Origin of the sequence: Methylobacterium sp. NMS14P (assembly GCF_028583545.1) — a bacterium.
In the GTDB taxonomy this organism is placed as follows: domain Bacteria; phylum Pseudomonadota; class Alphaproteobacteria; order Rhizobiales; family Beijerinckiaceae; genus Methylobacterium.
In genome coordinates, this window is the sequence record NZ_CP087106.1 from 2,094,063 (window position 1) to 2,116,286 (window position 22,224).

Annotated in this window: 18 protein-coding genes; 9 read left to right on the forward strand and 9 right to left on the reverse strand. The window is 73.0% G+C overall.

What is annotated here, in order from left to right; translation table 11 throughout:
* Window positions 1-2 precede the first annotated feature (2 nt).
* From bchL to bchF, 5 genes are read right to left on the reverse strand one after another with little or no spacing between them, the layout of a single operon-like run.
* Window positions 3-896: a ferredoxin:protochlorophyllide reductase (ATP-dependent) iron-sulfur ATP-binding protein gene (gene bchL, locus LOK46_RS09705; protein WP_020095252.1), complete on the reverse strand. Its 894-nt coding sequence runs from the start codon at window positions 894-896 to the stop codon at window positions 3-5.
* Window positions 893-4,597, reverse strand: a complete 3,705-nt coding sequence (locus LOK46_RS09710) for a magnesium chelatase subunit H (protein ID WP_273563577.1) — start codon at window positions 4,595-4,597, stop codon at window positions 893-895. The genes bchL and LOK46_RS09710 overlap by 4 nt, the downstream gene beginning before the upstream one ends.
* Entirely contained in the window at window positions 4,572-6,170 is a 1,599-nt protein-coding gene (gene bchB / locus LOK46_RS09715) for a ferredoxin:protochlorophyllide reductase (ATP-dependent) subunit B (protein ID WP_273563578.1), read from the reverse strand. Before bchB ends, LOK46_RS09710 begins: the two co-directional genes overlap by 26 nt.
* Window positions 6,171-6,174: 4 nt before the next feature.
* Window positions 6,175-7,452: a ferredoxin:protochlorophyllide reductase (ATP-dependent) subunit N gene (locus tag LOK46_RS09720; protein ID WP_273563579.1), complete on the reverse strand. Its 1,278-nt coding sequence runs from the start codon at window positions 7,450-7,452 to the stop codon at window positions 6,175-6,177.
* A complete protein-coding gene (gene bchF / locus LOK46_RS09725; protein ID WP_273563580.1) occupies window positions 7,452-7,955 on the reverse strand; it encodes a 2-vinyl bacteriochlorophyllide hydratase in 504 nt (167 codons plus the stop codon). Before bchF ends, LOK46_RS09720 begins: the two co-directional genes overlap by 1 nt.
* Window positions 7,956-8,272: 317 nt before the next feature.
* On the opposite strand from bchF, the gene LOK46_RS09730 reads away from it, so the two are divergent.
* From LOK46_RS09730 to LOK46_RS09770, 9 genes are all read left to right on the forward strand, one after another.
* Window positions 8,273-9,163, forward strand: a complete 891-nt coding sequence (locus LOK46_RS09730) for a cobalamin B12-binding domain-containing protein (RefSeq protein WP_273563581.1) — start codon at window positions 8,273-8,275, stop codon at window positions 9,161-9,163.
* Between the two features lie 29 nt (window positions 9,164-9,192).
* Window positions 9,193-10,638 carry a transcriptional regulator PpsR gene (gene ppsR, locus LOK46_RS09735; RefSeq protein WP_273563582.1) on the forward strand — a complete coding sequence of 482 codons (1,446 nt, stop codon included), beginning with the start codon at window positions 9,193-9,195 and terminating at the stop codon, window positions 10,636-10,638.
* Between the two features lie 409 nt (window positions 10,639-11,047).
* Complete coding sequence (gene chlG / locus LOK46_RS09740) at window positions 11,048-11,932, forward strand: chlorophyll synthase ChlG (protein WP_273563583.1); 885 nt, start codon at window positions 11,048-11,050, stop codon at window positions 11,930-11,932.
* On the forward strand, window positions 11,932-13,263 hold the full coding sequence (locus LOK46_RS09745; RefSeq protein WP_273563584.1) for a BCD family MFS transporter: 1,332 nt from the start codon (window positions 11,932-11,934) through the stop codon (window positions 13,261-13,263). The genes chlG and LOK46_RS09745 overlap by 1 nt, the downstream gene beginning before the upstream one ends.
* A 4-nt stretch (window positions 13,264-13,267) precedes the next feature.
* Entirely contained in the window at window positions 13,268-14,494 is a 1,227-nt protein-coding gene (locus tag LOK46_RS09750; RefSeq protein ID WP_273563585.1) for a geranylgeranyl diphosphate reductase, read from the forward strand.
* Window positions 14,491-14,988 carry a TspO/MBR family protein gene (locus LOK46_RS09755; RefSeq protein WP_273563586.1) on the forward strand — a complete coding sequence of 166 codons (498 nt, stop codon included), beginning with the start codon at window positions 14,491-14,493 and terminating at the stop codon, window positions 14,986-14,988. Before LOK46_RS09750 ends, LOK46_RS09755 begins: the two co-directional genes overlap by 4 nt.
* Window positions 14,988-15,359 carry a hypothetical protein gene (locus tag LOK46_RS09760; protein WP_273563587.1) on the forward strand — a complete coding sequence of 124 codons (372 nt, stop codon included), beginning with the start codon at window positions 14,988-14,990 and terminating at the stop codon, window positions 15,357-15,359. Before LOK46_RS09755 ends, LOK46_RS09760 begins: the two co-directional genes overlap by 1 nt.
* Window positions 15,360-15,380: 21 nt before the next feature.
* On the forward strand, window positions 15,381-17,000 hold the full coding sequence (locus LOK46_RS09765) for a c-type cytochrome (RefSeq protein WP_273563588.1): 1,620 nt from the start codon (window positions 15,381-15,383) through the stop codon (window positions 16,998-17,000).
* Window positions 17,001-17,113: 113 nt separating this feature from the next.
* Window positions 17,114-17,287 (forward strand): YqaE/Pmp3 family membrane protein, encoded by a 174-nt coding sequence (locus LOK46_RS09770; protein WP_012318839.1) that lies wholly within the window; start codon window positions 17,114-17,116, stop codon window positions 17,285-17,287.
* Between the two features lie 4 nt (window positions 17,288-17,291).
* Here LOK46_RS09770 and LOK46_RS09775 read toward each other — a convergent pair whose 3' ends face one another.
* The 4 genes from LOK46_RS09775 to LOK46_RS09790 all read right to left on the reverse strand — a co-directional run bounded on the left by LOK46_RS09775 (window position 17,292) and on the right by LOK46_RS09790 (window position 22,192).
* Entirely contained in the window at window positions 17,292-18,794 is a 1,503-nt protein-coding gene (locus LOK46_RS09775) for a L,D-transpeptidase family protein (protein ID WP_273563589.1), read from the reverse strand.
* Between the two features lie 213 nt (window positions 18,795-19,007).
* Window positions 19,008-19,739 (reverse strand): DUF1796 family putative cysteine peptidase, encoded by a 732-nt coding sequence (locus LOK46_RS09780; RefSeq protein ID WP_273563590.1) that lies wholly within the window; start codon window positions 19,737-19,739, stop codon window positions 19,008-19,010.
* Entirely contained in the window at window positions 19,736-20,698 is a 963-nt protein-coding gene (locus LOK46_RS09785; RefSeq protein WP_273563591.1) for an acetyl-CoA carboxylase carboxyltransferase subunit alpha, read from the reverse strand. Before LOK46_RS09785 ends, LOK46_RS09780 begins: the two co-directional genes overlap by 4 nt.
* A gap of 153 nt (window positions 20,699-20,851) precedes the next feature.
* Window positions 20,852-22,192, reverse strand: a complete 1,341-nt coding sequence (locus LOK46_RS09790) for a DUF2252 family protein (RefSeq protein WP_273563592.1) — start codon at window positions 22,190-22,192, stop codon at window positions 20,852-20,854.
* Window positions 22,193-22,224: the final 32 nt, after the last annotated feature.

A 22,224-nucleotide genomic window follows, 5' to 3' on the forward strand; every position in this document is an offset into this window, starting at 1 on the left:
ACTCAATCGAAACCGAGGAACTCGAACAGGTCGCGGTCCTTCATGGGGATCGCCTCGCAGGGTTCGCCCCCGGCCCAGAGGGTCTCGGCGAGCCGCATGTACTCGGCGGTCACGGCGTCGAGCTCCGGCGAGGAATCCATCTCGAACAGGGTCGACTTCTTGAGCCGCGAGCGGCGGACCACGTCGAGGTCGGGGAAGTGGGCGAGCCGCTTCAGGCCGACCGCGTCGTTGAACCGGTCGATCTCGTCGGTCTTGGCCGAGCGGTTGGCGATGACGCCGCCGAGCCGCACGCCGTAATTCTTCGACTTGGCGTGGATCGCCGCGACGATCCGGTTCATGGCGAAGATCGAGTCGAAGTCGTTGGCGGTGACGATCAGCGCCCGGTCGGCGTGCTGGAGCGGCGAGGCGAAGCCGCCGCAGACCACGTCGCCCAGCACGTCGAAGACGACGACGTCGGTGTCCTCGAGGAGGTGGTGCTCCTTGAGGAGCTTGACCGTCTGGCCGACCACGTAGCCGCCGCAGCCGGTGCCGGCGGGCGGACCGCCGGCCTCGACGCACATCACGCCGTTGTAGCCCTCGACCACGAAATCCTCGACGCGCAGCTCCTCCGAGTGAAAGTTCACCGCCTCCAGGGCGTCGATCACCGTGGGGGCGAGGCGCTTGGTCAGCGTGAAGGTCGAGTCGTGCTTCGGGTCGCAGCCGATCTGCAGCACCCGCTTGCCGAGCTTCGAGAACGCCACCGACAGGTTCGACGAGGTGGTCGACTTGCCGATCCCGCCCTTGCCGTAGACCGCGAAGACCTTGGCGGTCTCGATCTTCAGATCGGGATCGAGGGCGACCTGAAGGCTCCCCTCCTCCTTCCGGGCCACGACGGGGTTGCGGATCGCGATGTTCATGCGGCCACTCCTGCGGTGACGCCTTCCAGGCGGTCCTCCAGCTCCTCCTCGGCCCGGTCGAGGGCGTCGCGCATCGCTGCGTCGGGAGTCCAGAAGCCGCGGCGGTGCGCCTCGATCAGCCTTTGGGCGACCTTGGCGGAGGCGGTGGGGTTCAAGGCGGCCATGCGCTCGCGCATGTCCTTGTCGAGGACGTAGGTCTCGGTGATCCGCTCGTAGATCCAGGGCTGGACCGCGTTGGCGGTGGCCGACCAGCCGACCGTGTTGGTCAGGTGGGTCTCGATCTGGCGCACGCCCTCGTAGCCGTGGCCGAGCAGGCCCTCGTACCATTTCGGGTTGAGCATCCGGGTGCGCGTCTCCAGCGCCACCTGCTCCTCCAGGGAGCGGACGCGCCCCTCCCCGCGGGTCTGGTCGCTGATGTAGATCGGCACCGACTCGCCCTTGGCCCGGGCCACCGCCCGGCCCATGCCGCCGAGCCCGTCGAAGTAGTGGTCGACGGATGTGACGCCGACCTCGACCGAGTCGAGGTTCTGGTAGGCCATGTCGACTGAGGCGAGCACCGCCTGCATCAGGGCGCGCTGCGGCGCCGGGCGGCCGGTGCGGCCGTACGCGAAACTCTTGCGGCGCGAGAAGGTCTCGCAGAGCTCCGCGTCGTCGTCCCAGTTGCCCGAGTCGACGAGGTGGTTGACGTTGGCCCCGTAGGCGCCCTCGGCGTTGGAGAAGACGCGGAGCGCCGCCGTCTCCAGATCGCAGCCCTGCTCGACCTGGATCGCCAGTGCGTGCTTGCGGACGTAGTTCTGCTCCAGGGGCTCGTCGGCGGTGGCGGCGAGGTAAGACGCCTCGGCCAGGAGCTTCGTCTGCAGCGGCAGCAGGTCCCGGAAGATGCCCGAGAGGGTGACCACCGCGTCGATCCGCGGGCGGCCGAGCGTTTCCAGCGGGATCAGCTCCGCACCGCTCAAGCGCCCGTAACCGTCGAAGCGCGGGGCGGCGCCGATCAGCGCCAGCGCTTGGGCGATGGGGCCGCCCTCGCTCTTGAGGTTGTCGGTGCCCCACAGGACCAGGGCGACGCTCTCCGGGCAGGGCTTCCCGTCCGCCGCGAAGCGTTCGAGGATCCGGGCCACCTGCCGGGCGCCGTCGGCCACCGCGAAGGCCGAGGGCAGGCGGTAAGGGTCGAAGCCGTGGAGGTTGCGGCCGGTCGGCAGTACGGCCGGGTTGCGCAGCAGGTCGCCGCCCGCCACCGGCGGCACGAAGCGGCCGTCCAGCGCCCGCAGCAGCGCCGGCACCTCGTGGTCCCGGGCAAGCAGCCGGTCGGTCTCGGCCAGACTTTTTAGGACATCGCGTGTCGCCGCGTCCGTGGCCAGACCGGAGGCCTTGAGCGCCGCCTCGACGCCCTGCCCGGCGACCAGCGCCGCGATCCCGGCCCGCTCAGGCCGCGCGCCGTGTGCGGATTCGGCGAGCGCCAGGAGCAGATCGACCCGCTCCTCCTCCGGCGTCCCCGCGCCGACCACGTGCAGCCCGTGCGGGATCAGGGTCTGCTCCAGCTCCTGCAGCGCGGTCCAGAGGCCGGAAACCCGCGCTTCCAGATCGCCGCTCCAGGCCGGCTCGGCCGTCACGAGATCGACCGCCGCGCCCTGGTCCTGGATCAGGCGCGCCAGCGTCTCGCGCTCGCCCCCCGCATCGGGGCCGAGGCCGCGCCAGCGCTCGATCGAGCTCTTCAGGTCGAGCAGCCCGCGATAGAGCCCGGCCGCCGCGAGGCTCGGGGTCAGATAGCTCACCAGCGTCGCGGCCGAGCGGCGCTTGGCGAGCGTCCCCTCGGAGGGGTTGTTGGCCGCGTAGAGGTAGACGTTGGGCAACGCCCCGATCAGACGCTCCGGCCAGCAGGCTTCGGACAGGCCGGTCTGCTTGCCGGGCATGAATTCGAGCGCTCCGTGGGTGCCGAAATGCAGCACGGCGTCGGCGGAAAAGTCCTCGCGCAGGTAGCGGTAGAAGGCGCTGAAAGCGTGGGTCGGCGCGAAGCCGCGCTCGAACAGCAGCCGCATCGGGTCGCCCTCGTAGCCGAAGGCGGGCTGAACCCCGACGAAGACGTTGCCGAACTGCGCGCCCAGCACGAAGATCTCGGCGCCGTTGGTCTGGTGGCGACCCGGCGCCGGACCCCACTGGGCCTCGATCTCGGCGAGGTAGGGCTCGCGGCGCAGATGATCCTCGGCCGGGATGCGGGCGTGGACGTTGGCCTGCGTCCCGTAGCGCTTGGTGTTGCCGTCCAGGATCGCTGCGCGCAGGGCATCGACGCTCTCCGGGACCTCGACGGTGTAGCCGTCCGCCGCCAGGCCCTTCAGGGTGTTGAGCAGCGAGGCGTAGACCGACAGGAACGCGGCTGTGCCGGTGGCGCCGGCATTGGGCGGGAAGTTGAACAGCACCACGGCGAGCTTCCGCTCGGCCTTCGCGGTCCGGCGGAGCGACACCAGCCGGGCGACCCGCTCGGCGAGGCGCGCGGCCCGCTCCGGGTGAACCCGCATGTCCCTTGCGTTGTCGCTGCCCGAGGCCGAGGAGCGGCCGCCGAACACCATCGGAGCGGTGGCGCCGTCGAGTTCGGGGATCGCGACCATCATGGTCGCCTCGACCGGCGACAGGCCGCGGTCGCCCGCCTCCCACTGCTCCAGGGTCTGGAATTCCAGCGCCTGGGCGGCGAGGTAGGGCACGTCGAGCCGGGCCAGCATCGCCTCGGCGGCGGCGGCGTCGTTGTAGGCGGGGCCGCCGACCAGCGAGAAGCCGGTGAGCGAGACCAGCGCGTCGATGCAGGCGCGCCCGTCCTTCATGAAGAAGGAATCCACTGCCGGACGGTTGTCGAGGCCGCTGGCGAAGGCCGGCACCACGTCGAGGCCCCTGGCCTCGAGGGCGGCGATCACCCCGTCGTAATGGGCGGTGTTACCGGCTAGCACGTAGCTGCGCATCACCAGCAGCCCGACGCGGCCCTTCGCGTCAGAGCGGCGCGGGAGGCGCGACGGGTCGGCGCCGATCCGGCCGAGCAGGCGCGGGTGGTAGAGGCCGGTCTCCGGGTAATCGAGGGGCGCGGGCGCCGCCGGGCCCTCGCGCCAGGCCGCCCGCTCGCCGGCCGCGTAGCGGTGCACGAGAAACCGGACCAGAGCGGCGACGTTCTCGTCCGAGCCCGCCAGCCAGTATTGCAGGGTCAGGAAATAGGCGCGCACGTCCTGGGCCGAGCCCGGGATGAAGCGCAGGATCTTCGGCAGCTTGCGGACCAGGGCCATCTGGCGGCCGGCATTGCCCTGCTGGCCGGGCTTGCCGCGCAGCTTCTTCAGGAAGTCGAGGGCGCTGCGCTTGGTGCCGCTCATGTCGAAGCGGCCGAGCTTCGTGGTCTTCACCACCTCGCCGGCCGAGAGGCAGCCGATCATCGCGTCGCAGGCCTCGCGCCGCGCCGCCAGCGCCGGCAGGATCGCCCGGACATGCTCGTCCATGAACAGCATGGCCGAGAGCACGATGTCGGCCTGCGCGATGTCGGCCCGGCAGGCCTCCAGAGTCGCGGGATCGTTGTCCCACTCGGCGGCCGCGTGGAAGCCCAGCACCAGCCCGGGCATCTCGGACCGGAGGCGCAGGCGCGCCCGTTCCACCGCGCTCGCCAAGTGATTGTCGAGCGTGACGATGACGACGCGGATCGGCGGCCTAGCGGCCGTAATGCGCTTTGGCATCGTAGAGGGTCTCGAGGGTGATGAGCGGCAGGTGCCGCTCCCGGGCGAAAGTCTCGGTGTTGGTGCGCGCCTTGCCCCGCACGAAGAACGGGATCTTCTTCAGTTCCTTCTCGGCCTCGGGCGACCACGCGGCCGCGACCGCCCGTTCAAGCAGGATCGGAACGGGCGCCGGCGTCGGAGGGGTGTCAGCCGGCGCCCGTTCCGCGGCCTCGAACGCCCCGTCCGCCGGAGTCCCGAAGGACTTGCCGCCGAGATGCGAGGGGCCGACGCCGTCGTGGAATTCGGGATCCTCCCGGAACATGCCGAGGAGGTGCTCTTCGAGGCCCATCATCAACGGGTGGACCAGGGTATCGAACAGGACGTTGGCGCCCTCGAAGCCCATCTGCGGGGCGTAGCGCGCTGGGAAGTCCTGAACGTGCACCGGCGCGGAGATGACCGCGCAGGGGATGCCGAGCCGCTTCGCGACGTGGCGCTCCATCTGGGTGCCGAGCACCAGTTCCGGAGCGGCCGCGCGGATCGCCGCCTCGACGTCGAGGTAGTCGTCGGTGATCAACGCCTCGAGGCCGTGCTCGGCCGCCTCGGCCCGGACCTCGCGCGCGAACTCGCGACCGTAGGTCCCGAGCCCGACGACGGTGAAGCCGAGTTCCTTGGCGGCGACTCGGGCGATTCCGATGGCGTGCGTGGCGTCGCCGAACACGAAGACGCGCTTGCCCGTCAGGTAGGTCGAATCGACCGAGCGGGAGTACCAGGGCAGTCGCGAGCCGGGGCCGTCGAGCACCGGCGCCGCATCGATCTCGGCGATGCCCGCCACTTCTTCGACGAACCGGCGCGTGCCGCCGACGCCGATCGGCAGCTCTCTCGTGAACGGCTGCCCGAAGCTCTTCTTCAGGTATTCCGCGGCCGACCGGGCGGTCTCGGGATAGAGCACGACGTTGAAATCGGCCTCGCGGAGCCGGCCGAGATCGGCGGGCGTGGCCCCCAGCGGCGCCACGACGTTCACGGCGATGCCGAGTGTGTCGAGCAGCCGGCGGATCTCGATCAGGTCGTCCCGATGGCGAAAGCCCAGCGCCGTCGGCCCGAGAATGTTGCAGAGCGGGCGCTGCCCGGGCTCCCGCGCGGGACGCGGGGCGGGCGGACCGGCGAGCGCGCGGACGAGCCGATAAAAGGTCTCCGACGCGCCCCAGTTCTCCTTCTTCTGGTAGGCGGGCAGCTCCAGGGGGATCACCGGGATCGGCAGGTCCAGCGCCTTGGCGAGGCCGCCCGGATCGTCTTGGATCAGCTCGGCCGTGCAGGAGGCGCCGACGATCATCGCCTGCGGCTGGAACCGTTCGTGAGCGGCGGAGACCGCCTGCTTGAACAGCTCGGCGGTGTCGCGGCCGAGATCCTGGGCCCGGAAGGTCGTGTAGGTCACGGGCGGGCGCGCGTCCCGCCGCTCGATCATCGTGAACAGCAGGTCGGCGTAGGTGTCGCCCTGCGGCGCGTGCAGCACGTAGTGCAGCCCGGACATCGCCGTGGCGACGCGCATCGCGCCGATGTGAGGTGGGCCCTCGTAGGTCCAGAGGGTGAGCTGCATGGCGCTACACCTCCAGCAGGGCGCGGCGCCGGAGCGGGCGCACGAACAGCTCGGCGAGGTCGCCGGCCTGCTCGTAGCCCTGCACCGGCGTGAACAGCAGCTCGATCGACCACTTGGTCGACAGCCCCTCCGCCTCCAGCGGGTTGGCGAGGCCGAGGCCGCAGACCGTCAGGTCCGGCCGGGCCGCCCGGCAGCGGTCCATCTGGTCGTCGAGGCTCTGGCCTTCCGTCACGCGCGTGCCCGCGGGTAGCCACTCGATCTCGGCGGCGAGGTGCCCCCGATGCAGGTAGGGCGTCCCGACCTCCACCAGCTCGGCGCCGAGTTCCCGGGCGAGGAAGCGGGCGAGCGGCACCTCCAATTGCGAATCGGGGAAGAAGAACACGCGCTTGCCGCCGAGTTTTTCCCGGTGAGGCGCCAGCGCGGTCTCGGCGCGTGCCCGGCCCGGGGCGGTCGCGCCCTCGAAGGCTGCGTCCGAGACGCCGAATGCCTCGGCGGCGGCCCGCAGCCAGCCGGTGGTGCCCTCGGCACCGAGGGGGAACGGGGCTGCGAGCCGGCGGGCGCCGCGCTCTTCGAGGGCGCGGGCCGTATCGGTCAGGAAGGGCTGAGCCAGGAGGTATCGCGTGCTGCGTCCGACCGCCGGCATCGCGCCGGCCCGGCGGGCGGGCAGGAACCGGACATCCGCGATGCCCATCGCGGAGAACATCCGCAGGAACTGGTCTTCGACCACGTCGGCCAGCGCGCCGACGATCAGAAGCGACGGCGCGGCCGACTCCATCTCGCGGGGCAGGTCCGGCACCAGGGCCGCGAGGCAGGCGTCTTCGCCCTGCGTGAACGTCGTCTCGATGCCGGAGCCCGAATAGTTCAGCACCCGCACGGGGGCGAGGCGGCCCGACAGGCGCTGCGCCGCCCGGGACAGGTCGAGCTTGATCACCTCTGACGGGCAGGAGCCCACGAGGAACAGCAGCTTGATGTCCGGCCGCCGCTCGATCAGCCGGGTCACCACTCGGTCGAGCTCCTCGTTGGCGTCGGCCAAGCCGGCGAGGTCGCGCTCGTCGATGATCGCGGTGGCGAAGCGCGGCTCGGCGAAGATCATTACCCCGGCCGCCGACTGGATCAGGTGCGCGCAGGTGCGCGAGCCGACCACGAGGAAGAACGCGTCCTGGATCTTCCGGTGCAGCCAGACGATGCCTGTGAGCCCGCAGAACACGGCCCGCTGGCCCTGCTCCTGATGCAGGTCGATCCCGCCGCAGGGGGCGGCAGAGCGCGGCAGCGGCGCGTTCATCACAGCGCCTCCGCGAGGCGCGCGCCGGCCGGACCGGTCCCCTGCAGGCGCGCCGCCCGCAGCTTCAGCACGAACTGGCCGGCGTTCACCACGTAGGTCGCGTAGGCCGCGAGCGCGAGGACGAGGAGCGCTTCGCCCCCGAGGGTGCCGGTGGCGAGCGCGGCGAGGTAGGCCGTGTGGAGCGCCAGCACCAGCATGCTGACCACGTCCTCCCAGAAGAAGGCCGGCGCGAACAGGAAGCGGCCGAACACCGCCTTCTCCCAGATCGAGCCGGTGATCATGATCGCGTAGAGCGCCAGCGTCTTCACCACGACCGAGATCTCGGCGGCGGCGAGACCGTCGCCGGTCGCCAGGGCGCGCAGCACCAGGACGAGGCTCACCAGGAAGATCGCGAATTGCAGCGGGGCCAGCACGCCCTGCACCAGGGTCCAGGGCGAGGTATCGCGCCGGCGCCGCTCGGCGGGCGTGTAGAGCGGTCGTGCCGGCCGGTCCTCGGGACCCATGCATCCGCTCCCTGATGGTCGGCGGCGCCAGAGGCTCCGTCGTTCACAGAGGCTAGGGCGGGGGTCCCGGAAGTGTCAAGTGCACTTGACGCTTCTACGGCCTGACAGGGGGAGAGATATTTTTTCTTCGAATAAGATCATTGCCAAGATCGCCAGGAAGCGTATCGTCGACTGCAACGGCAGAGATTGCCGCCGTTTGGCTTGTCAGATCCAGGAACTGACGGACACGAAGAATAGACGGGCGAGCAACGCCACGCCGAGCGCGCGAGCGGATCCGCCGGCTCTCCCGGGTCGGGGCCGTCTCAGGGAGGATGCCGATGGGAAACTGGAGGCATTTCGGGGGCCGTCTGGATCACGGTCCGTCCGCGGCCGGCTGCAGCCCCGTGAGCGAGGGTCTCCCCGTGTTCCGCGAGGCGGCCCTCGGGTGGTCCGACCTGCCCAGGCCCGTCCCCGACGCGCTCGCCAAGGTCGTCGAGGCGGAGATCCTGCCCCGCCTGATGCTCGCCCACCGGCCCGCCGGCCGCGCCGTCCCGGCGGACCGGGCGCCGAGCGCGCGGGAGATCGCCGACTTCAGCGCCCTGCTCCTGGCCTCCGGCCCGGTCGACCTCGACGCCCGCGTGGACGCCCTGCGCGACGGCGGCCTGCCGCTCCCGCGCCTGCTCCTCGACCTGCTCGCCCCGGCCGCCCGGCACCTCGGCGCCCTCTGGGAGGAGGATGCCTGCGACTTCCTGGCGGTGACCGAGGCCCTCGGGCGGCTCCACGCGGTGAGCCGCCGCCTCTGCGCCGAGCTGGAGAGCGAATCGGTCCCGGCCAACGGGCGCAGCGTGCTGCTGCTGCCCTGCCCGGGCGAGACCCACGTCTTCGGCCTGTCGCTGGTCGCGAGCTTCTTCCGGGAGGCCGGCTGGGACGTGACCACCGCGGTGCCCGGGCCGGGGATCGACCCCCTGGACCTGCTCCGGTCCGACTGGTTCGACGTGGTCGGCCTGTCGCTCTCCTGCGACGTCCTGCTGCCGGTCCTGGCGGCGACGGTGGCGGAGGTGCGCCGCGACTCGCGCAACCGGCACGTCCGGGTGCTGGTCGGCGGCCCCTTCTTCGCGCGCTACGGCGGCGAGGCGGGGATCGTCGGGGCGGATGCCTGCGCGGCGGACGCGTGCCTCGCGCCCGCCGCGGCGGAAGCTTTGCTGGACAGACAGGCACTGGCCTGCTGAAAGGGCTTCAAACCGACTATCACATTGCGGTGACCGTGACCCCTCAGCCCCGCCCCTCCCCGCAGTCGCCGCCCGCGGCCCTGCAGCAGGTGGCCGGCCTCCTCCAGGGCGAGGCGGTCGGGCGCATCGTCGCGGCGTCCGCGGACCTCTCCCTGGTGATCGACGCCGACGGGGTGATTCGGGACGCCACGGTCGGCGCCGACCTCGCGGCCGAGACCGTGGCGGGCTGGCTGGGCCGGCGCTGGATCGACACCGTCACGGTGGAGAGCCGCCCGAAGATCGACGCCCTGCTGCGGGACGCCGGGGCCGACGGCATCACCCGCTGGCGCCAGGTCAACCACCCCTCGCCCGACGGCGCCGACCTGCCGATCCGCTACGCGTCGATCCGGCCCTCGGAGGGCGGTCCGATCCTCGTGCTCGGGCGCGACATGCGGGCGGTGGCGGCCCTGCAGCGCCGGCTGGTCGAGACCCAGCAGGCCCTGGAGCGGGACTACGACCGGCTCCGCGCCGCCGAGACCCGCTACCGGCTCCTGTTCCAGATCTCCGGCGAGCCGGTGCTGGTGGTCGATGCCGGCACGCGCCGGGTGGCCGAGGCCAACCCGGCCGCGGCGCGCCTGCTCGGGCGCCCGGCCAAGCGCATCGCCGGGCAGGACGCCGTCGAGCTGTTCGACCCCGCCAGCACCCGGGCCCTGGAGGCCCAGTTCGCCGCCCTGCGGGCGACCGGGCAGGCGGGCGAGATCCGCGCGGCCCTCCAGCACGGGCGCGGGGAGGTCACGGTCTCGGCCTCGCTGTTCCGGGGCGAGGGCGGCGCGAGCGCCCTGCTGCAGCTGGTCCCCGACCCGGCGGCCGCGGCGGCCGGCCCCGACCAGGATGCGCCCACCGCCGCGGTGATCGAGGCGATGCCGGAGGGCTTCGTGGTCACCGACACGGCGCGGCGGGTCCTGATGGCCAACGCCGCCTTCCTGGAGCTGGCGCAGCTCGCCACCGTGGGCCAGGCCCGCGGGCGCACCCTCGACCACTGGCTCGGCCGCGACGAGACCGAGGCGCAGGCGCTGTTCGCGACCCTCGTCGACCACGGCGCCGTGCGCCGCTTCGCCACCGTCGTCCGCGGCGCCTACGGCGGCGTGGAGGACGTGGAGGTCGCCGCCGTGTCGGTGGCGGGGACCCGCCCCTGCCTGGGCTTCGCCATCCGGTCGGGCCCGCGGCGGATCTCCGAGGCGCGCGCCGGGGTCGGGCGGGAGGTGCCCCGCTCGGTGGAGCAGATGACCGAGCTGGTGGGCCGGGTCTCGATGAAGACCCTGGTGCGCGAGACGACGGACCTGATCGAGAAGCTCTGCATCGAGGCGGCGCTGCGGATCACCCGGGACAACCGGGCCTCGGCGGCCGAGATGCTCGGCCTGAGCCGGCAGGGCCTCTACGCCAAGATGCGCCGCTACGGCGTCGGCGACCTGGACGGCCCGGTCGAGGAGGCCTGAGGGCCCGGGACCCGCGGCCGGCCGCGGGTCCCGCCCTGTCCCGTCCGATTACGTCCCGTCCGATCCCGTCCCGTCCGATTCTCTTCCCGCCCGATTCTCTTCCCGCCCGGCCTGCCGGAGCCGCGCGCGCGCCCCGCATCCGCGCGGAATCCGGTGCCGGGAGCCCGGTGCCGAGGGCCTCGAGGATCGCGGAATTGTCCTCGCGGCCGAGGGGTCGGCGGGAGCGCCCGGAGCGCCGCCGGAGCGCCGGAGAACGCCCGCGCCGGGGGTTTCACCGGCGCGGTTCTCCGGTGTCTCGGATAATGTATTTCTGGCGCGCCGCTGTATTTATCCGACAAACGTCGCGCACACGCGGCCGCGCCGTGTAAATCTGGCTTGACACTCGGGCCGGCGCCGGTAGCCTCCCGCCATGACCGCTACGCCCGCCCCGAGCGCAGTCATCGAGCTGCTGAAGCCGCTCACGTGGTTCGCGCCGATGTGGGCCTTCGCCTGCGGGGTGATCTCGTCGGGCCAGCCGGCCAGCGGCCAGTGGCCGGTGATCGCCGCCGGCATCCTGCTGGCCGGCCCACTGGTCTGCGCCACCAGCCAGGCCGCCAACGACTGGTTCGACCGCCACGTCGACGCGATCAACGAGCCGAACCGGCCGATCCCGTCCGGGCGGATCCCGGGCCGCTGGGGGCTCTACCTCGCGCTCGCCTGGACGGCGCTGTCGCTGGCGGTGGCCGCCGCCCTCGGGCCCTGGATCCTCGGGGCCGCGCTGTTCGGGCTGGTGCTCGCCTGGATCTACTCGGCGCCGCCGGTGCGGCTGAAGCGGAACGGCTGGTGGGGCAACGCCGCGGTGGCGCTCTGCTACGAGGGTCTGCCCTGGTTCACCGGCGCCGCCGTCATGGCCGCCGCCCTGCCCGACCGGCGGGTGCTCCTGGTGGCGCTGCTCTACGCGGCCGGCGCCCACGGCATCATGACCCTCAACGACTTCAAGTCCGTGGAGGGCGACCGCCGGATGGGGCTGCTGTCGCTGCCGGTGCAGATGGGCTCCGAGCGCGCCGCGCGCTTCGCCTGCCTGGTCATGGCCCTGCCGCAGGTGGCGGTGATCGCGCTCCTCGTCGGCTGGGAGCGCTACTGGCACGCCGGCCTCGTCGCCGCGCTGCTCGCCGGGCAGTTCGCCCTGATGGTCCGGTTCCTCGAAAATCCCCGGGAGCGGGCGATCTGGTACAACGGCACCGGCACCACCCTCTACGTCCTCGGCATGCTGGTCGCGGCCTTCGCGCTGCGGCCGCTGGTGGGAGGGGCGTGATGGCGCAGGATCGAAGCGCGGGCCTCGGCTGGCCCCAGATCGTCCGCCTCGGCCTCGTCCAGACCGCGCTGGGCAGCGTCGTCGTGCTGATGACCGCCACCCTCAACCGGGTGATGGTGGTGGAACTGGCGCTCCCCGCCCTCGTGCCGGGCCTGCTGGTCGCCCTGCACTACGCCGTGCAGATCCTGCGCCCGCGCTGGGGCTACGGGTCCGACCGCAGCGGCCGGCGCACCCCCTGGATCGTCGGCGGCATGGCGGCCCTCTGCCTCGGCGGGTTCGGCGCCGCCTGCGGCACCGCGCTGGCGGCCGAGAACCTCGCCCTGGGGCTGGCGCTCGCCGCCCTCTCGTTCCTGTGCGTCGGCATGGGCGCCGGCGCGGCCGGGACCTCCCTCCTCGTCCTGCTGTCGGGCGGCGTCGCGCCGGCCCGGCGGGGCGCGGCCGCCACCGTCGTCTGGGTGATGATGATCGTCGGCTTCGCCGTCACGGCGCCGCTCGCCGGGCACTTCCTCGACCCGTTCTCCGGCCCGCGCCTCGCGGCGGTGTCGGGCACGGTCTCGCTCGTCGCCTTCTGCGTGGCGGCGCTCGCGGTCGCCGGGGTCGAGCGCCGGCTGCCCGTCCGGGCCCCCGAGGCCGCGGAGGCCCGCCGCCCGTTCTTCACCGTGCTGGCCCACGTGCTCGCCGACCCGGTGGCCCGGACCTTCACGGTCTTCGTCTTCGTGTCGATGCTGGCCTACAGCGCCCAGGAGCTGATCCTGGAGCCCTATGCCGGCCTCGTCTTCGCGATGAGCCCCGGCGCCACAACCAAGCTCGCCGGCCTCCAGCACGGCGGCGTGCTCGCCGGCATGCTGCTGGTGGCGGCGGTGACGCTCGTCGCCCGCGGCACCGCCCTCGCCTCCCTGCGGCTGTGGATCGGGATCGGCTGCGCCGGCTCGGCCGCCGCCCTGTTCGCCCTGGCGAGCGGCGCGGCGGCGGGATCGGACTTCCCCCTGCGCGCGACGGTCTTCGCCCTCGGGGTGGCCAACGGCGCCTACGCGGTCGCCGCCATCGGCTCGATGATGGCGCTCGCCGGCCGCGGCGACGCGCGGGAGCGCGGCACCCGGATGGGCGTCTGGGGCGCCGCGCAGGGCGTCGCCTTCGGGGCCGGCGGCTTCCTCGGGGCCGTGGCGGTCGACGCCGTCCGGCTCGTCACCGCCGAACCCGTCCAGGCCTACGCGGCGGTCTTCGCCGCGGAAGGGCTGCTGTTCCTCGTCGCGGTCGCCCTGGCGGCGCGGCTCGAACCCGCTCCGGCACCGGATTCGGTGCCGCTCGATCCTGCCTTCAGCGCGAGGTGAGGCCATGGCCCGGTTGGACGATGGCGGCCCCGGCCGCGACAGCTACGACGTCGTGGTGGTCGGCGGCGGGCCGGCCGGCGCCACGGCGGCGACCGACCTCGCCCGGGCCGGCCACGCGGTGCTGCTCCTCGACAAGCCCGGCCGGATCAAGCCCTGCGGCGGCGCGATCCCGCCGCGGCTGATCCGCGACTTCGCGATCCCCGACTCGCTCCTCGTCGCCAAGATCCGGTCCGCCCGGATGGTGGCGCCGAGCGGCAAGGCCGTCGACATGCCGGTGGGCGAGGGGTTCGTCGGCATGGTCGACCGCGAGCAGTTCGACCCGTGGCTGCGCGCCCGGGCCGCGGAGGCCGGCGCCGAGTTCCGGGAGGCGGCCTACGACCGGATCACCCGGCCCGACGACGGGCCGCCGCTGGTCCACTTCACCACCGGCGCGGGGGCCGGCCTCGCCCGCCACGCCGTCCGGGCGCGCCTCGTCCTCGGCGCCGACGGCGCCTGCTCGCCGGTCGGTCGCGCGGAGGTGCCGGGCCACGCCAAGATGCGGCAGGTCTTCGCCTATCACGAGATCCTGCGGGTGCCGGAGGCCGGCACCCCCGGGGCCGAGTCGGTCGAGGCGACCCGCTGCGACGTCTACTACCAGGGCCGCCACTCGCCGGATTTCTACAGCTGGATCTTCCCCCACGGGGACACGCTGAGCATCGGCACCGGCAGCGCCAGGAAGGGGTTCTCCCTCCGCTCCTCGATCCGGGCCCTGCGCGCCGCCACCGGCCTCGACCGCGCCGAGACCGTCCGCCGGGAGGGCGCGCCGCTGCCGCTGAAGCCCCTGAAGCGGTGGGACAACGGCCGCGACGTGCTGCTCGCGGGCGACGCCGCCGGCGTCGTCGCGCCGGCCTCCGGCGAGGGGATCTACTACGCGATGCTCGGCGGCCGGCTGTCGGCCGAGGCCGCCACCGCCTTCCTGCGGACCGGGGACGCGCGCGCCCTCGCGGGCGCGCGCCGGCGGTTCATGAAGCTGCACGGGCGCGTGTTCTGGATCCTCGGGATGATGCAGTGGGTCTGGTACCGCAGCGACGGCCTGCGCGAGCGCTTCGTCTCGATCTGCCGGGACAAGGACGTCCAGCAGCTCACCTGGGACAGCTACATGAACAAGGAGCTGGTCCGCGCGAAGCCCGCCGCCCACGCGCGGATCTTCTTCAAGGACCTCGCCCACCTGTTCCGCTGGGTCTCGCCGTGAGCCTCGCCGCCGCCGATCTGGGGCCGCCCGTGGTGGCCGCCGTCGCCGCCGTGCTGGTGGCCGTGGCCGGCGGCCTCGCGACCACCACGGACACGTGGTACCGGCGCCTGCGGGTCCCGGCCTGGAAGCCGCCGGACTGGGCCTTCGGGCCGGTCTGGGCGGTGATCTTCGCGCTCACCACCACCGCCGGCGTGCTGGCCTGGAACGGCGACGCCGGTCCCGCCGCCCGGGGCGTCCTGGTGGCCGCCTACGCGGTGAACGGGGTGCTCAACATCGCCTGGAGCGTGCTGTTCTTCCGGTTCCGCCGGCCCGACTGGGCGCTGGCCGAGGTCGCCGCCCTGTGGCTGTCGATCGCCGCGCTGGTGCTGGTGACCGGCCGGGTCTCGGGCGCGGCGGCGCTCATGAACCTGCCCTACCTCGCCTGGGTCAGCGTCGCCGCCTGCCTGAACCTGCGCATCGTCCGCCTCAACGGGCCGTTCGCGGAGCCCGCCTGATGGAGGCGCTGCTCGACCCGGTCCTTCGCCCCGCCTTCGCGTCGGGCCGGATCGTCGACGGGATCCTCCTGCTGGTCGCCGCCGAGGCGCTCGCCCTGGCGTGGCTCGCCCGCCGGGGCGGGCCGCCGCTGCCGTCCCTGCTGGCCAACCTCGCCTCCGGCGCCGCCCTGATGCTGGCCCTGCGGGCGGCGCTCGTGGGGGCGGGCTGGGTGGCGGTCGCCGGGTGGATGCTGGCCGGGCTCGTCGCCCATCTCGTCGACCTCGGCCTGCGCGTCCGGGCGGCCACGGCACAACGCCGCAGTTCGGCCCCGGCAGGAACAACGCCCGGCGGGGCCGCGTTCACGCGCGTCACAAGTTTCAAACAGCTCTAAAATCGGGATGGGAGACGCGGCATGCAGCGCACGAGAGCCCTCTCCTCCGGCCGCGTGACGGTCCCGATGCGCGCGGCCCCGATGCGGGCCGCCCCGTTCCTCGCGGGCCTGCTCCTGGCCGCGCCGGCGCTGGCGCAGGACGGGTCGGCCGACCAGATCGAGCGCGGCAAGTATCTCGTGACCATGGGCGACTGCGCGGCCTGCCACACGGCGCCGGGCGGCAAGTACCTCGCCGGCAACTACGCGCTGAACATGCCCTTCGGCGTGATCATGACCCCCAACCTCACCCCCGACAAGGAGACCGGCCTCGGCAACTGGAGCTACGCCGACTTCGACCAGGCGTTCCGGCACGGCTACAGCAAGAATGTCGGCTACCTCTACCCGGCCTTCCCGTTCGGCTGGTTCACCAAGGTCACCGACGACGACACCAAGGCGATCTGGGCCTACCTCCAGTCGGTCCCGGCCGTGAACGAGAAGCGCCAGGAGAGCCAGATCCCATTCCCGTTCAGCGTCCGCACGGCGCTGGTGACGTGGCGGACGGCCTTCTTCACCGACGAGCGCTTCAAGCCCGACCCGAACGCCAGCGCCGAGGTGAACCGCGGCGCCTACCTGGTGGAGGGGCTCGGCCACTGCGCCATGTGCCACAACGAGAACAAGCTCGTCGGCAACTCGAGCTTCGCGGGCCGGTTCGGCGGCGGCGTGATCGACGGCTGGTACGCCCCCAACATCACCCCGGACGGCCACCAGGGCATCGGCGCCTGGACCGACGAGCAGGTGGTGACCTACCTCAAGACCGGCACCGCCCCGGGCGACCGGCCGGGCGTCGCCGCCGGGCCGATGCGCCAGACCATCATGGAATCCCTCTCCAAGGTGAAGGAGGAGGACCTGAAGGCCATGGTCGCGTACCTGCGCACCGTGCCGGCCAAGCAGACCTACAAGCCGAAGGACCTCGCGGCCTTCGACACGCCGGACGCGCCCGGCGCCTCCACCTACCTGACCTACTGCTCCTCCTGCCACCAGCCCGACGGCAAGGGCATCGAGGGTGCGGTCCCGGCGCTCGCCGGCAACACCTCGGTCCAGTCCGAGGGGCCCGAGACGGTGCTGCGGGTGATCTACGGCGGGCTCGCCGCCCAGAGCGGGCTGGCCCCGATGGTGGCGATCGGCCAGCAGATGACCGACGTCGAGGTGAAGAACGTCACCGACTACATCCGCAATTCCTGGGGCAACAAGGCGCCGCCGGTGACCGGCGACAAGGCCTCGGAGGCGCGCGCCGCCACCCGGACGATGCTGGCCGGCACGGCGCCCTGCGCGGAGATCGAGCAGGACAAGCTCAAGGCCGCCTTCGACAAGATCGGCATCCAGGCGAGCCTGACCGGTCTGAAGCAGCAGGACTTCGTCCCGACCCTCGTCCGGCTGGTCCAGCAGGTGAAGGCGGAGCCGACCGGCGTCACCGACGACGACATCGTCAACGGCCTGACCACGGCCTTCTGCAAGGTCGGCCGCGACGACCCGCAATACGGCAAGCCGAGCTGGCCCGCGGTGATCGGCACCTTCGCCAACGTCGCCTACAGCCAGGTGAAGCACCCGGAGAAGCAGGCCGCCAACGTCCCCTCCGCCACCACGCCGCCGGCGAAGAACTGAGGCGCCGCCGCGCGGCCCCGGCATGCCGGGGTTGTCGCGGCCGGACCGAGCGGAACGGATAAAACCGTGTTTCGTTGGAGCCGGGACGTGCCTACCTCGCGCCCGGAGTCCCCGTGTCCAGCCTCGTCCGCATCCTGCTCGCGATCTTCTTCCCGCCGATCGCCGTGCTCGTCACCACGGGCTTCGGCCTGCAGTTCCTGCTGAACATCCTGCTGTGGATCCTCGGCTGGCTGCCCGGCACGGTCCACGCCCTGTGGCTGATGAACCGCGACCGGCCGCTGGTCTGAGCCGTCAGGGCTTCCGGCCCTCGGGCTCGCCCTTCCGGAGGGCGGGCCTCTCCGCCTTCGCGTCGCCCTTCGACTCCGCCTTCGCGGTCTTCACCGCGTGGACCCTGGCGGCCTTCGGCGCGACCGTCTCGGCCGCGTGGGCGACCTTCGCCGGCTCCGGCGCTGCCGCGGGCATGACCGCGGCGTCGACCGAAGGGGTCGGAGGCGCCGCCGGGGCCGGCTTGTCCTTGGCGAAGAGCTGGCCGAACAGCTTCTGGTAGCTGCTCGGATCGCCGTCCGCGTCCGCGACGGCGATCCGCGCGGGCTTGTCGGGCAGGGCCGCCGTGGTCTCGACCTGCGCGCCGGGATCGGCCCGGTTCGCCATGAGCGTCGTGGGCGTGGCCGGGGCGGGCTCGCGCCCGTGCCCCTTGCCGCCGGCCTTCGCGGCGCGGGTCGCGGCCGCCGGCTCGGCGCCGGCCAGCATCGTGGGCTGGCCCTTCGGCGCGAGCTCGATCTCCTGCGGACCCGCCGCCAGGGTCTCGGGCCGGCTCACGTCGCCGAGATTGTGCCGGCCGTACTCCTTGGCGTCGTAGGGCAGGACCGTCTCGGTCCCGCCGAGGCTCGCGAAGGCGCTGGCGTTCTGCGGGCGGAAGACCGGGTTCTGGCCGCCGTCCTGGTAGACGACCCGCACCGCCGGCGTGCCCTTGGCGACGAGGTCGGCGACCGCGTGCGTGTCGCGCGCGCTCTTCTCGGCGACCAGCGGGTCGACCCGCGGCTTGCACGAGCCGGCGGCCGCGTCGGCGCCGCCGAACACGTACTTGGTCCCGCACTGGCCGACCTTCGGCTCCTCGTGCAGGGCCTCGAAATAGTCGGACCCCTCCTTGAGGTTCTGCCAGAAGGCGATGTTCGGGTCGTTGCGGAACTTGGCCATGTTCTCGGCCGTCATCCGGAACGGGTACGACTGGAACTGGAAGCTGCGCTGGCCGCCGATGAACGCGTCGCGGGCGACGGCGTAGATCTCCGCGATGGTGGCATCGGTCATGGCGAAGCAGCCCGCCGACGAGCAGGTGCCGTGCACCATCAGGTACTTGCCGGTGCGCCCGTTGGCCCGGTCGACGGCGTTCGGGAAGCCCGTGTCGAACGAGAGGTAGTACGAGGAGTTCGGGTTCATCAGGCCCGGGGTGATCGTGTAGAAGCCCTCGGGCGCCTGCCGGTCGCCCTCGCGGGTCTTGGGGCCGAGCTGGCCGGACCAGCGGCAGATCGGGTAGGTCTTCAGGAGGGCGTAGCGGCCGTCGTTCCCCCGCTTCCAGATCTCCATCTCCGCCTCCTTCTTGAAGGTGCGGATCAGGATCGGGTCGGAGGGCTGCATCCCCTTGGACTGCATCAACGCGACGGTCTGGGGGGCGATCGGCGCGAGGCTGCGCGCGCTCGGGCCGTTGATCCCGGAACCGTCCTGGCAGGCGGCGAGCGACAGGGCCAGCAGGGACGCCGCCGCCAGCAGTCGCGCGGTCGCGAGACGCGCCGTCATGGGGAACCTCGATCGTCTTACGCGCGCCCGCGGGCCTTGCTGGCCGCGTCGGGTGCCACTCCCCAACCCAATAGGCTCGTTAAGCTTGCGCCTTCCTTACCGCAAGGACCCGGCTGCAACACTGGATTGTTCTCCGGTGTGGAGAGCCGGCGGATGCGCGCTATCCACAGCGCGCCGCGGCGGAGGCTCGACGAGGCCTCCCGGCCCGCCCGCTCAGGCGAACAGGACCGGCCGCCGCGCCGCCTCGGCGCGGACGATCGCCACCAGCGCCGCGTCGTCGGCCGGGTCGGCGAGCCGCAGGCCGACCGGCTCCGAGGGCGTGTGCACGGTGAGCCAGCGCAGGGTGGGCCGGAGGTCGACCGCCTCGACCACCGCCATGCGCGGGTGCCCGGTCTCCAGCTGCACGAAGGTCAGGTGGTTGCGGCTGGCGCGCCGCCCGAGCAGGTCGTCGATCGCCTCGACCACGTCCCGGGGCGTGTGCAGATGGGTCATCATCCAGAGGCGGTTGTCGGTGCCCGGCGTGTCGAGGGCCCGGCGCAGCCGGCGCACGCCCTCGGTGAGGAAGGCGTAGTCCGCCTCGCTCGTCGCCGGGTCGTGGTGGTTGAACACGCACTCGAGGCCGTGCCGCTCCCGGTAGAGGCGGTGGCGCCCCCGCCAGATGCCGGGGCCGCGCCGCTCGGCCTCCGGGATGCTCTCCAGCTGGCCCCGGTCGACGAGCGCGGCGAAGTCGTCGGCGAGGCAGTCCCGGGCCATGCCGGGCATGGAGAAGATCCAGTCGAGGGGGCCGGACCACTGGCGCAGGTCGAGCGTCTTGAGGACGTGCGCCATCTGGCAATTGCAGCCGAGGGAGACGTGGTTGTGCCGGCCCGGCTCCCGCGCGTCGCGCCGGCCCAGCAGCCGGCCGAGCGCGCCGAGCAGGCCCCCCGTCGCCCCGGGCTCGGTCACAGGGTCCGGCCGATCGCCAGGAACTTCTCCGCGCGCCGGTCGCGGACCTCGACGGGCGAGAGGCCGTCGAACTGGCCGAGGGCGTCGGCGACGGCGTCGCCGGCGGCCCGGATCGCCGCCTCGCGGTCGCGGTGCGCCCCGCCGGTGGCCTCCGGGATGATCCCGTCGATGACGCCCAGCCGCAGCAGGTCCTGGGCGGTGATCTTCATGGCGGTGGCGGCGTCGGAGGCGCGGCCCTGGTCGCGCCACAGGATCGAGGCGGCGCCCTCCGGCGAGATCACCCCGTAGATCGCGTGCTCCAGCATGAGCACCCGGTTGGCGGTGGCGAGCGCGATCGCGCCGCCCGAGCCGCCCTCCCCGATCACCACGGCGACGTTGGGCACGCCCAGCGCGAGGCAGGCCTCGGTGGAGCGCGCGATGGCCTCGGCCTGGCCGCGCTCCTCCGCCTCGATGCCCGGATAGGCGCCGGCGGTGTCCACGAAGGCGAGCACCGGCAGGCCGAACCGGTCGGCGGTCTCCATGAGCCGGACCGCCTTGCGGTAGCCCTCGGGCCGGGCCATCCCGAAATTGTGGCGCAGCCGCGCCTCGGTGGTGGCGCCCTTCTCCTGGCCGAGCACCAGCACCGGCCGGCCGCGGAACCGGCCGAACCCGCCCAGGATCGCCTCGTCCTCGCCGAAGCTGCGGTCGCCGGCCAGCGGGGTGAACTCGGTGATGAGCCCGTCGCGATAGTCCACGAAGTGCGGCCGCTGCGGGTGGCGGGCCACCTGGGTCTTCTGCCAGGGGGTCAGATTCGCGTAGATCTCGGCGAGCGCCTGGCCGGCCTTGGCCTCGAGCCGGCCGACCTCCTCGGCGATCGAGACCGCGCCGTCCCGCGCGCTCACGGCGCGCAGCTCCTCGAGCTTGGCCTCCAGCTCGGCCACCGGCTTCTCGAAGTCGAGGTAGGTGCGCGTCACCGCCATCGTATCACAGGTCTTCCCGGGGTCCGCCGCGCGAGAGGCGGCGGGCGCGAGGTGTTGGCGATGGCGGGGATGGTGTCAACCGGCGTCGTGGCGGAAGCGCCCCGCGTCCGGTCCGGTCGGGGCCCGGGCCGGGCCGGGCCGCGTCAGGCCGCGTCAGGCCGCGTCCAGCTCCTCCCGGGCGATCCGGCGGCAATGCTCCAGGTAGCCGCGCTGGTGCGCGCCCATCAGGTCGGTGACCACGGACCAGAGCCAGCCGGGGGCGTCGGGGCCCGGCCCCGGCGCCCGCACGGCGTCGATCCAGGCCCGGCGGTCTGCCTCGCCCATCTGGCGGCCGTGGGCCCGGCCCAGGATGGCGGCGAGGTGCCGGGAGACGCGGACCGCCTCGCCGCGGGAGAACTGCTCGGCGTCGATCTTGAGATCCTGCGGCAGCAGCTCGCGGACCGTGACGGGCGTGCCGCCGACCTGGCCGCCGACCTGGCCGCCGACGTGGCCACTGGCACGGCCCTCGACATGGCCGCCGACATGGCCGCCGACATGGCCGCCGACATGGCCACCGACATGGCCACCGACATGGCCACCGACATGGCCACCGACATGGCCGGCGACCATCCGGTCGCCGAGGTTGGGCGACAGCGCCCGCGCCCCCGCGACGACGCGTTCGGCGTGGTCCGACGGCACCGCGATCCCGGCGGCGGCCGGCGCGAGGTGCGGCACCGCCTCCTTGACGTCGAGGAGGGCGAGGTTCGGACGGTCGCCGCCCAGGACCTCCACGAGGGCGGCGTAGCGCAGGCGCCCGAGGGAGCTGCAGCCCTTGATCCAGTAGGCGGCGTCGAGCAGCCGGATCTCGGCGTCGTCGGCCGCGCTGCCGAGCGCCAGGACGAGGCGGCGGATCTCCGGGGCGCGGATCAGCGCCGCCAGCGATTCCTGCTCGTCGGCGTCGAGGTCGAAGAACCGGCTGCCCCGCGGGAGCCGGGCGGCCTTGCCCTTCAGGCGCTCGCGCGAGAGGTGGCGCCAGCGCCGGCCGAGCGCCCGCCGCTTCGTCGTGACGACGATCTCGGACGGGTCGACGCCCCGCTCGGCCCCCTCGGGATCGGCGATCCCGTCGGCGTAGCCGTCCGCCATGGCGTCCATCATCCGGGCGGTGACGATGCCCGGCAGGGTCGCGTTGAGCGCCGCGGTGACCAGGGAGAGCGCGAGCCGGACGAGGTCGAAGGCCGGGTTCGCCACCACGGTCTGGTCGAGGTCGCGGATCTGGATGTCGATCCCGCCGTCCGGGCCGGCGAGCGCGCCGAGATTGCCGAGATGCGCGTCGCCGCAGATCCAGACCGGCGGCCCCTCGGGCAGGGTGCCGGCCGGCATCCCGCCGAGCAGGTCGTAGAACCGCGCCGTGCTGCCGCGGACATAGGCGTGCGGCGAGGAGGCGATCTTGCACAGGCGGCGGTGGTTCAGCACGCTCGCGTCGCGGCCGGAATGTGCCGGCACCTGCATGTCCATGTGGCTCGTCCGATCCCCTGCATCGCTGCGCC

Bases quoted from the DNA above. Each gene is read 5' to 3' on its own strand.
- bchL (WP_020095252.1), bottom strand. From the start codon at position 896: ATGAACATCGCGATCCGCAACCCCGTCGTGGCCCGGAAGGAGGAGGGG.
- LOK46_RS09710 (WP_273563577.1), bottom strand. From the start codon at position 4,597: ATGCCAAAGCGCATTACGGCCGCTAGGCCGCCGATCCGCGTCGTCATC.
- bchB (WP_273563578.1), bottom strand. From the start codon at position 6,170: ATGCAGCTCACCCTCTGGACCTACGAGGGCCCACCTCACATCGGCGCG.
- LOK46_RS09720 (WP_273563579.1), bottom strand. From the start codon at position 7,452: ATGAACGCGCCGCTGCCGCGCTCTGCCGCCCCCTGCGGCGGGATCGAC.
- bchF (WP_273563580.1), bottom strand. From the start codon at position 7,955: ATGGGTCCCGAGGACCGGCCGGCACGACCGCTCTACACGCCCGCCGAG.
- LOK46_RS09730 (WP_273563581.1), top strand. From the start codon at position 8,273: ATGGGAAACTGGAGGCATTTCGGGGGCCGTCTGGATCACGGTCCGTCC.
- chlG (WP_273563583.1), top strand. From the start codon at position 11,048: ATGACCGCTACGCCCGCCCCGAGCGCAGTCATCGAGCTGCTGAAGCCG.
- LOK46_RS09745 (WP_273563584.1), top strand. From the start codon at position 11,932: ATGGCGCAGGATCGAAGCGCGGGCCTCGGCTGGCCCCAGATCGTCCGC.
- LOK46_RS09750 (WP_273563585.1), top strand. From the start codon at position 13,268: ATGGCCCGGTTGGACGATGGCGGCCCCGGCCGCGACAGCTACGACGTC.
- LOK46_RS09760 (WP_273563587.1), top strand. From the start codon at position 14,988: ATGGAGGCGCTGCTCGACCCGGTCCTTCGCCCCGCCTTCGCGTCGGGC.
- LOK46_RS09765 (WP_273563588.1), top strand. From the start codon at position 15,381: ATGCAGCGCACGAGAGCCCTCTCCTCCGGCCGCGTGACGGTCCCGATG.
- LOK46_RS09775 (WP_273563589.1), bottom strand. From the start codon at position 18,794: ATGACGGCGCGTCTCGCGACCGCGCGACTGCTGGCGGCGGCGTCCCTG.
- LOK46_RS09785 (WP_273563591.1), bottom strand. From the start codon at position 20,698: ATGGCGGTGACGCGCACCTACCTCGACTTCGAGAAGCCGGTGGCCGAG.
- LOK46_RS09790 (WP_273563592.1), bottom strand. From the start codon at position 22,192: ATGGACATGCAGGTGCCGGCACATTCCGGCCGCGACGCGAGCGTGCTG.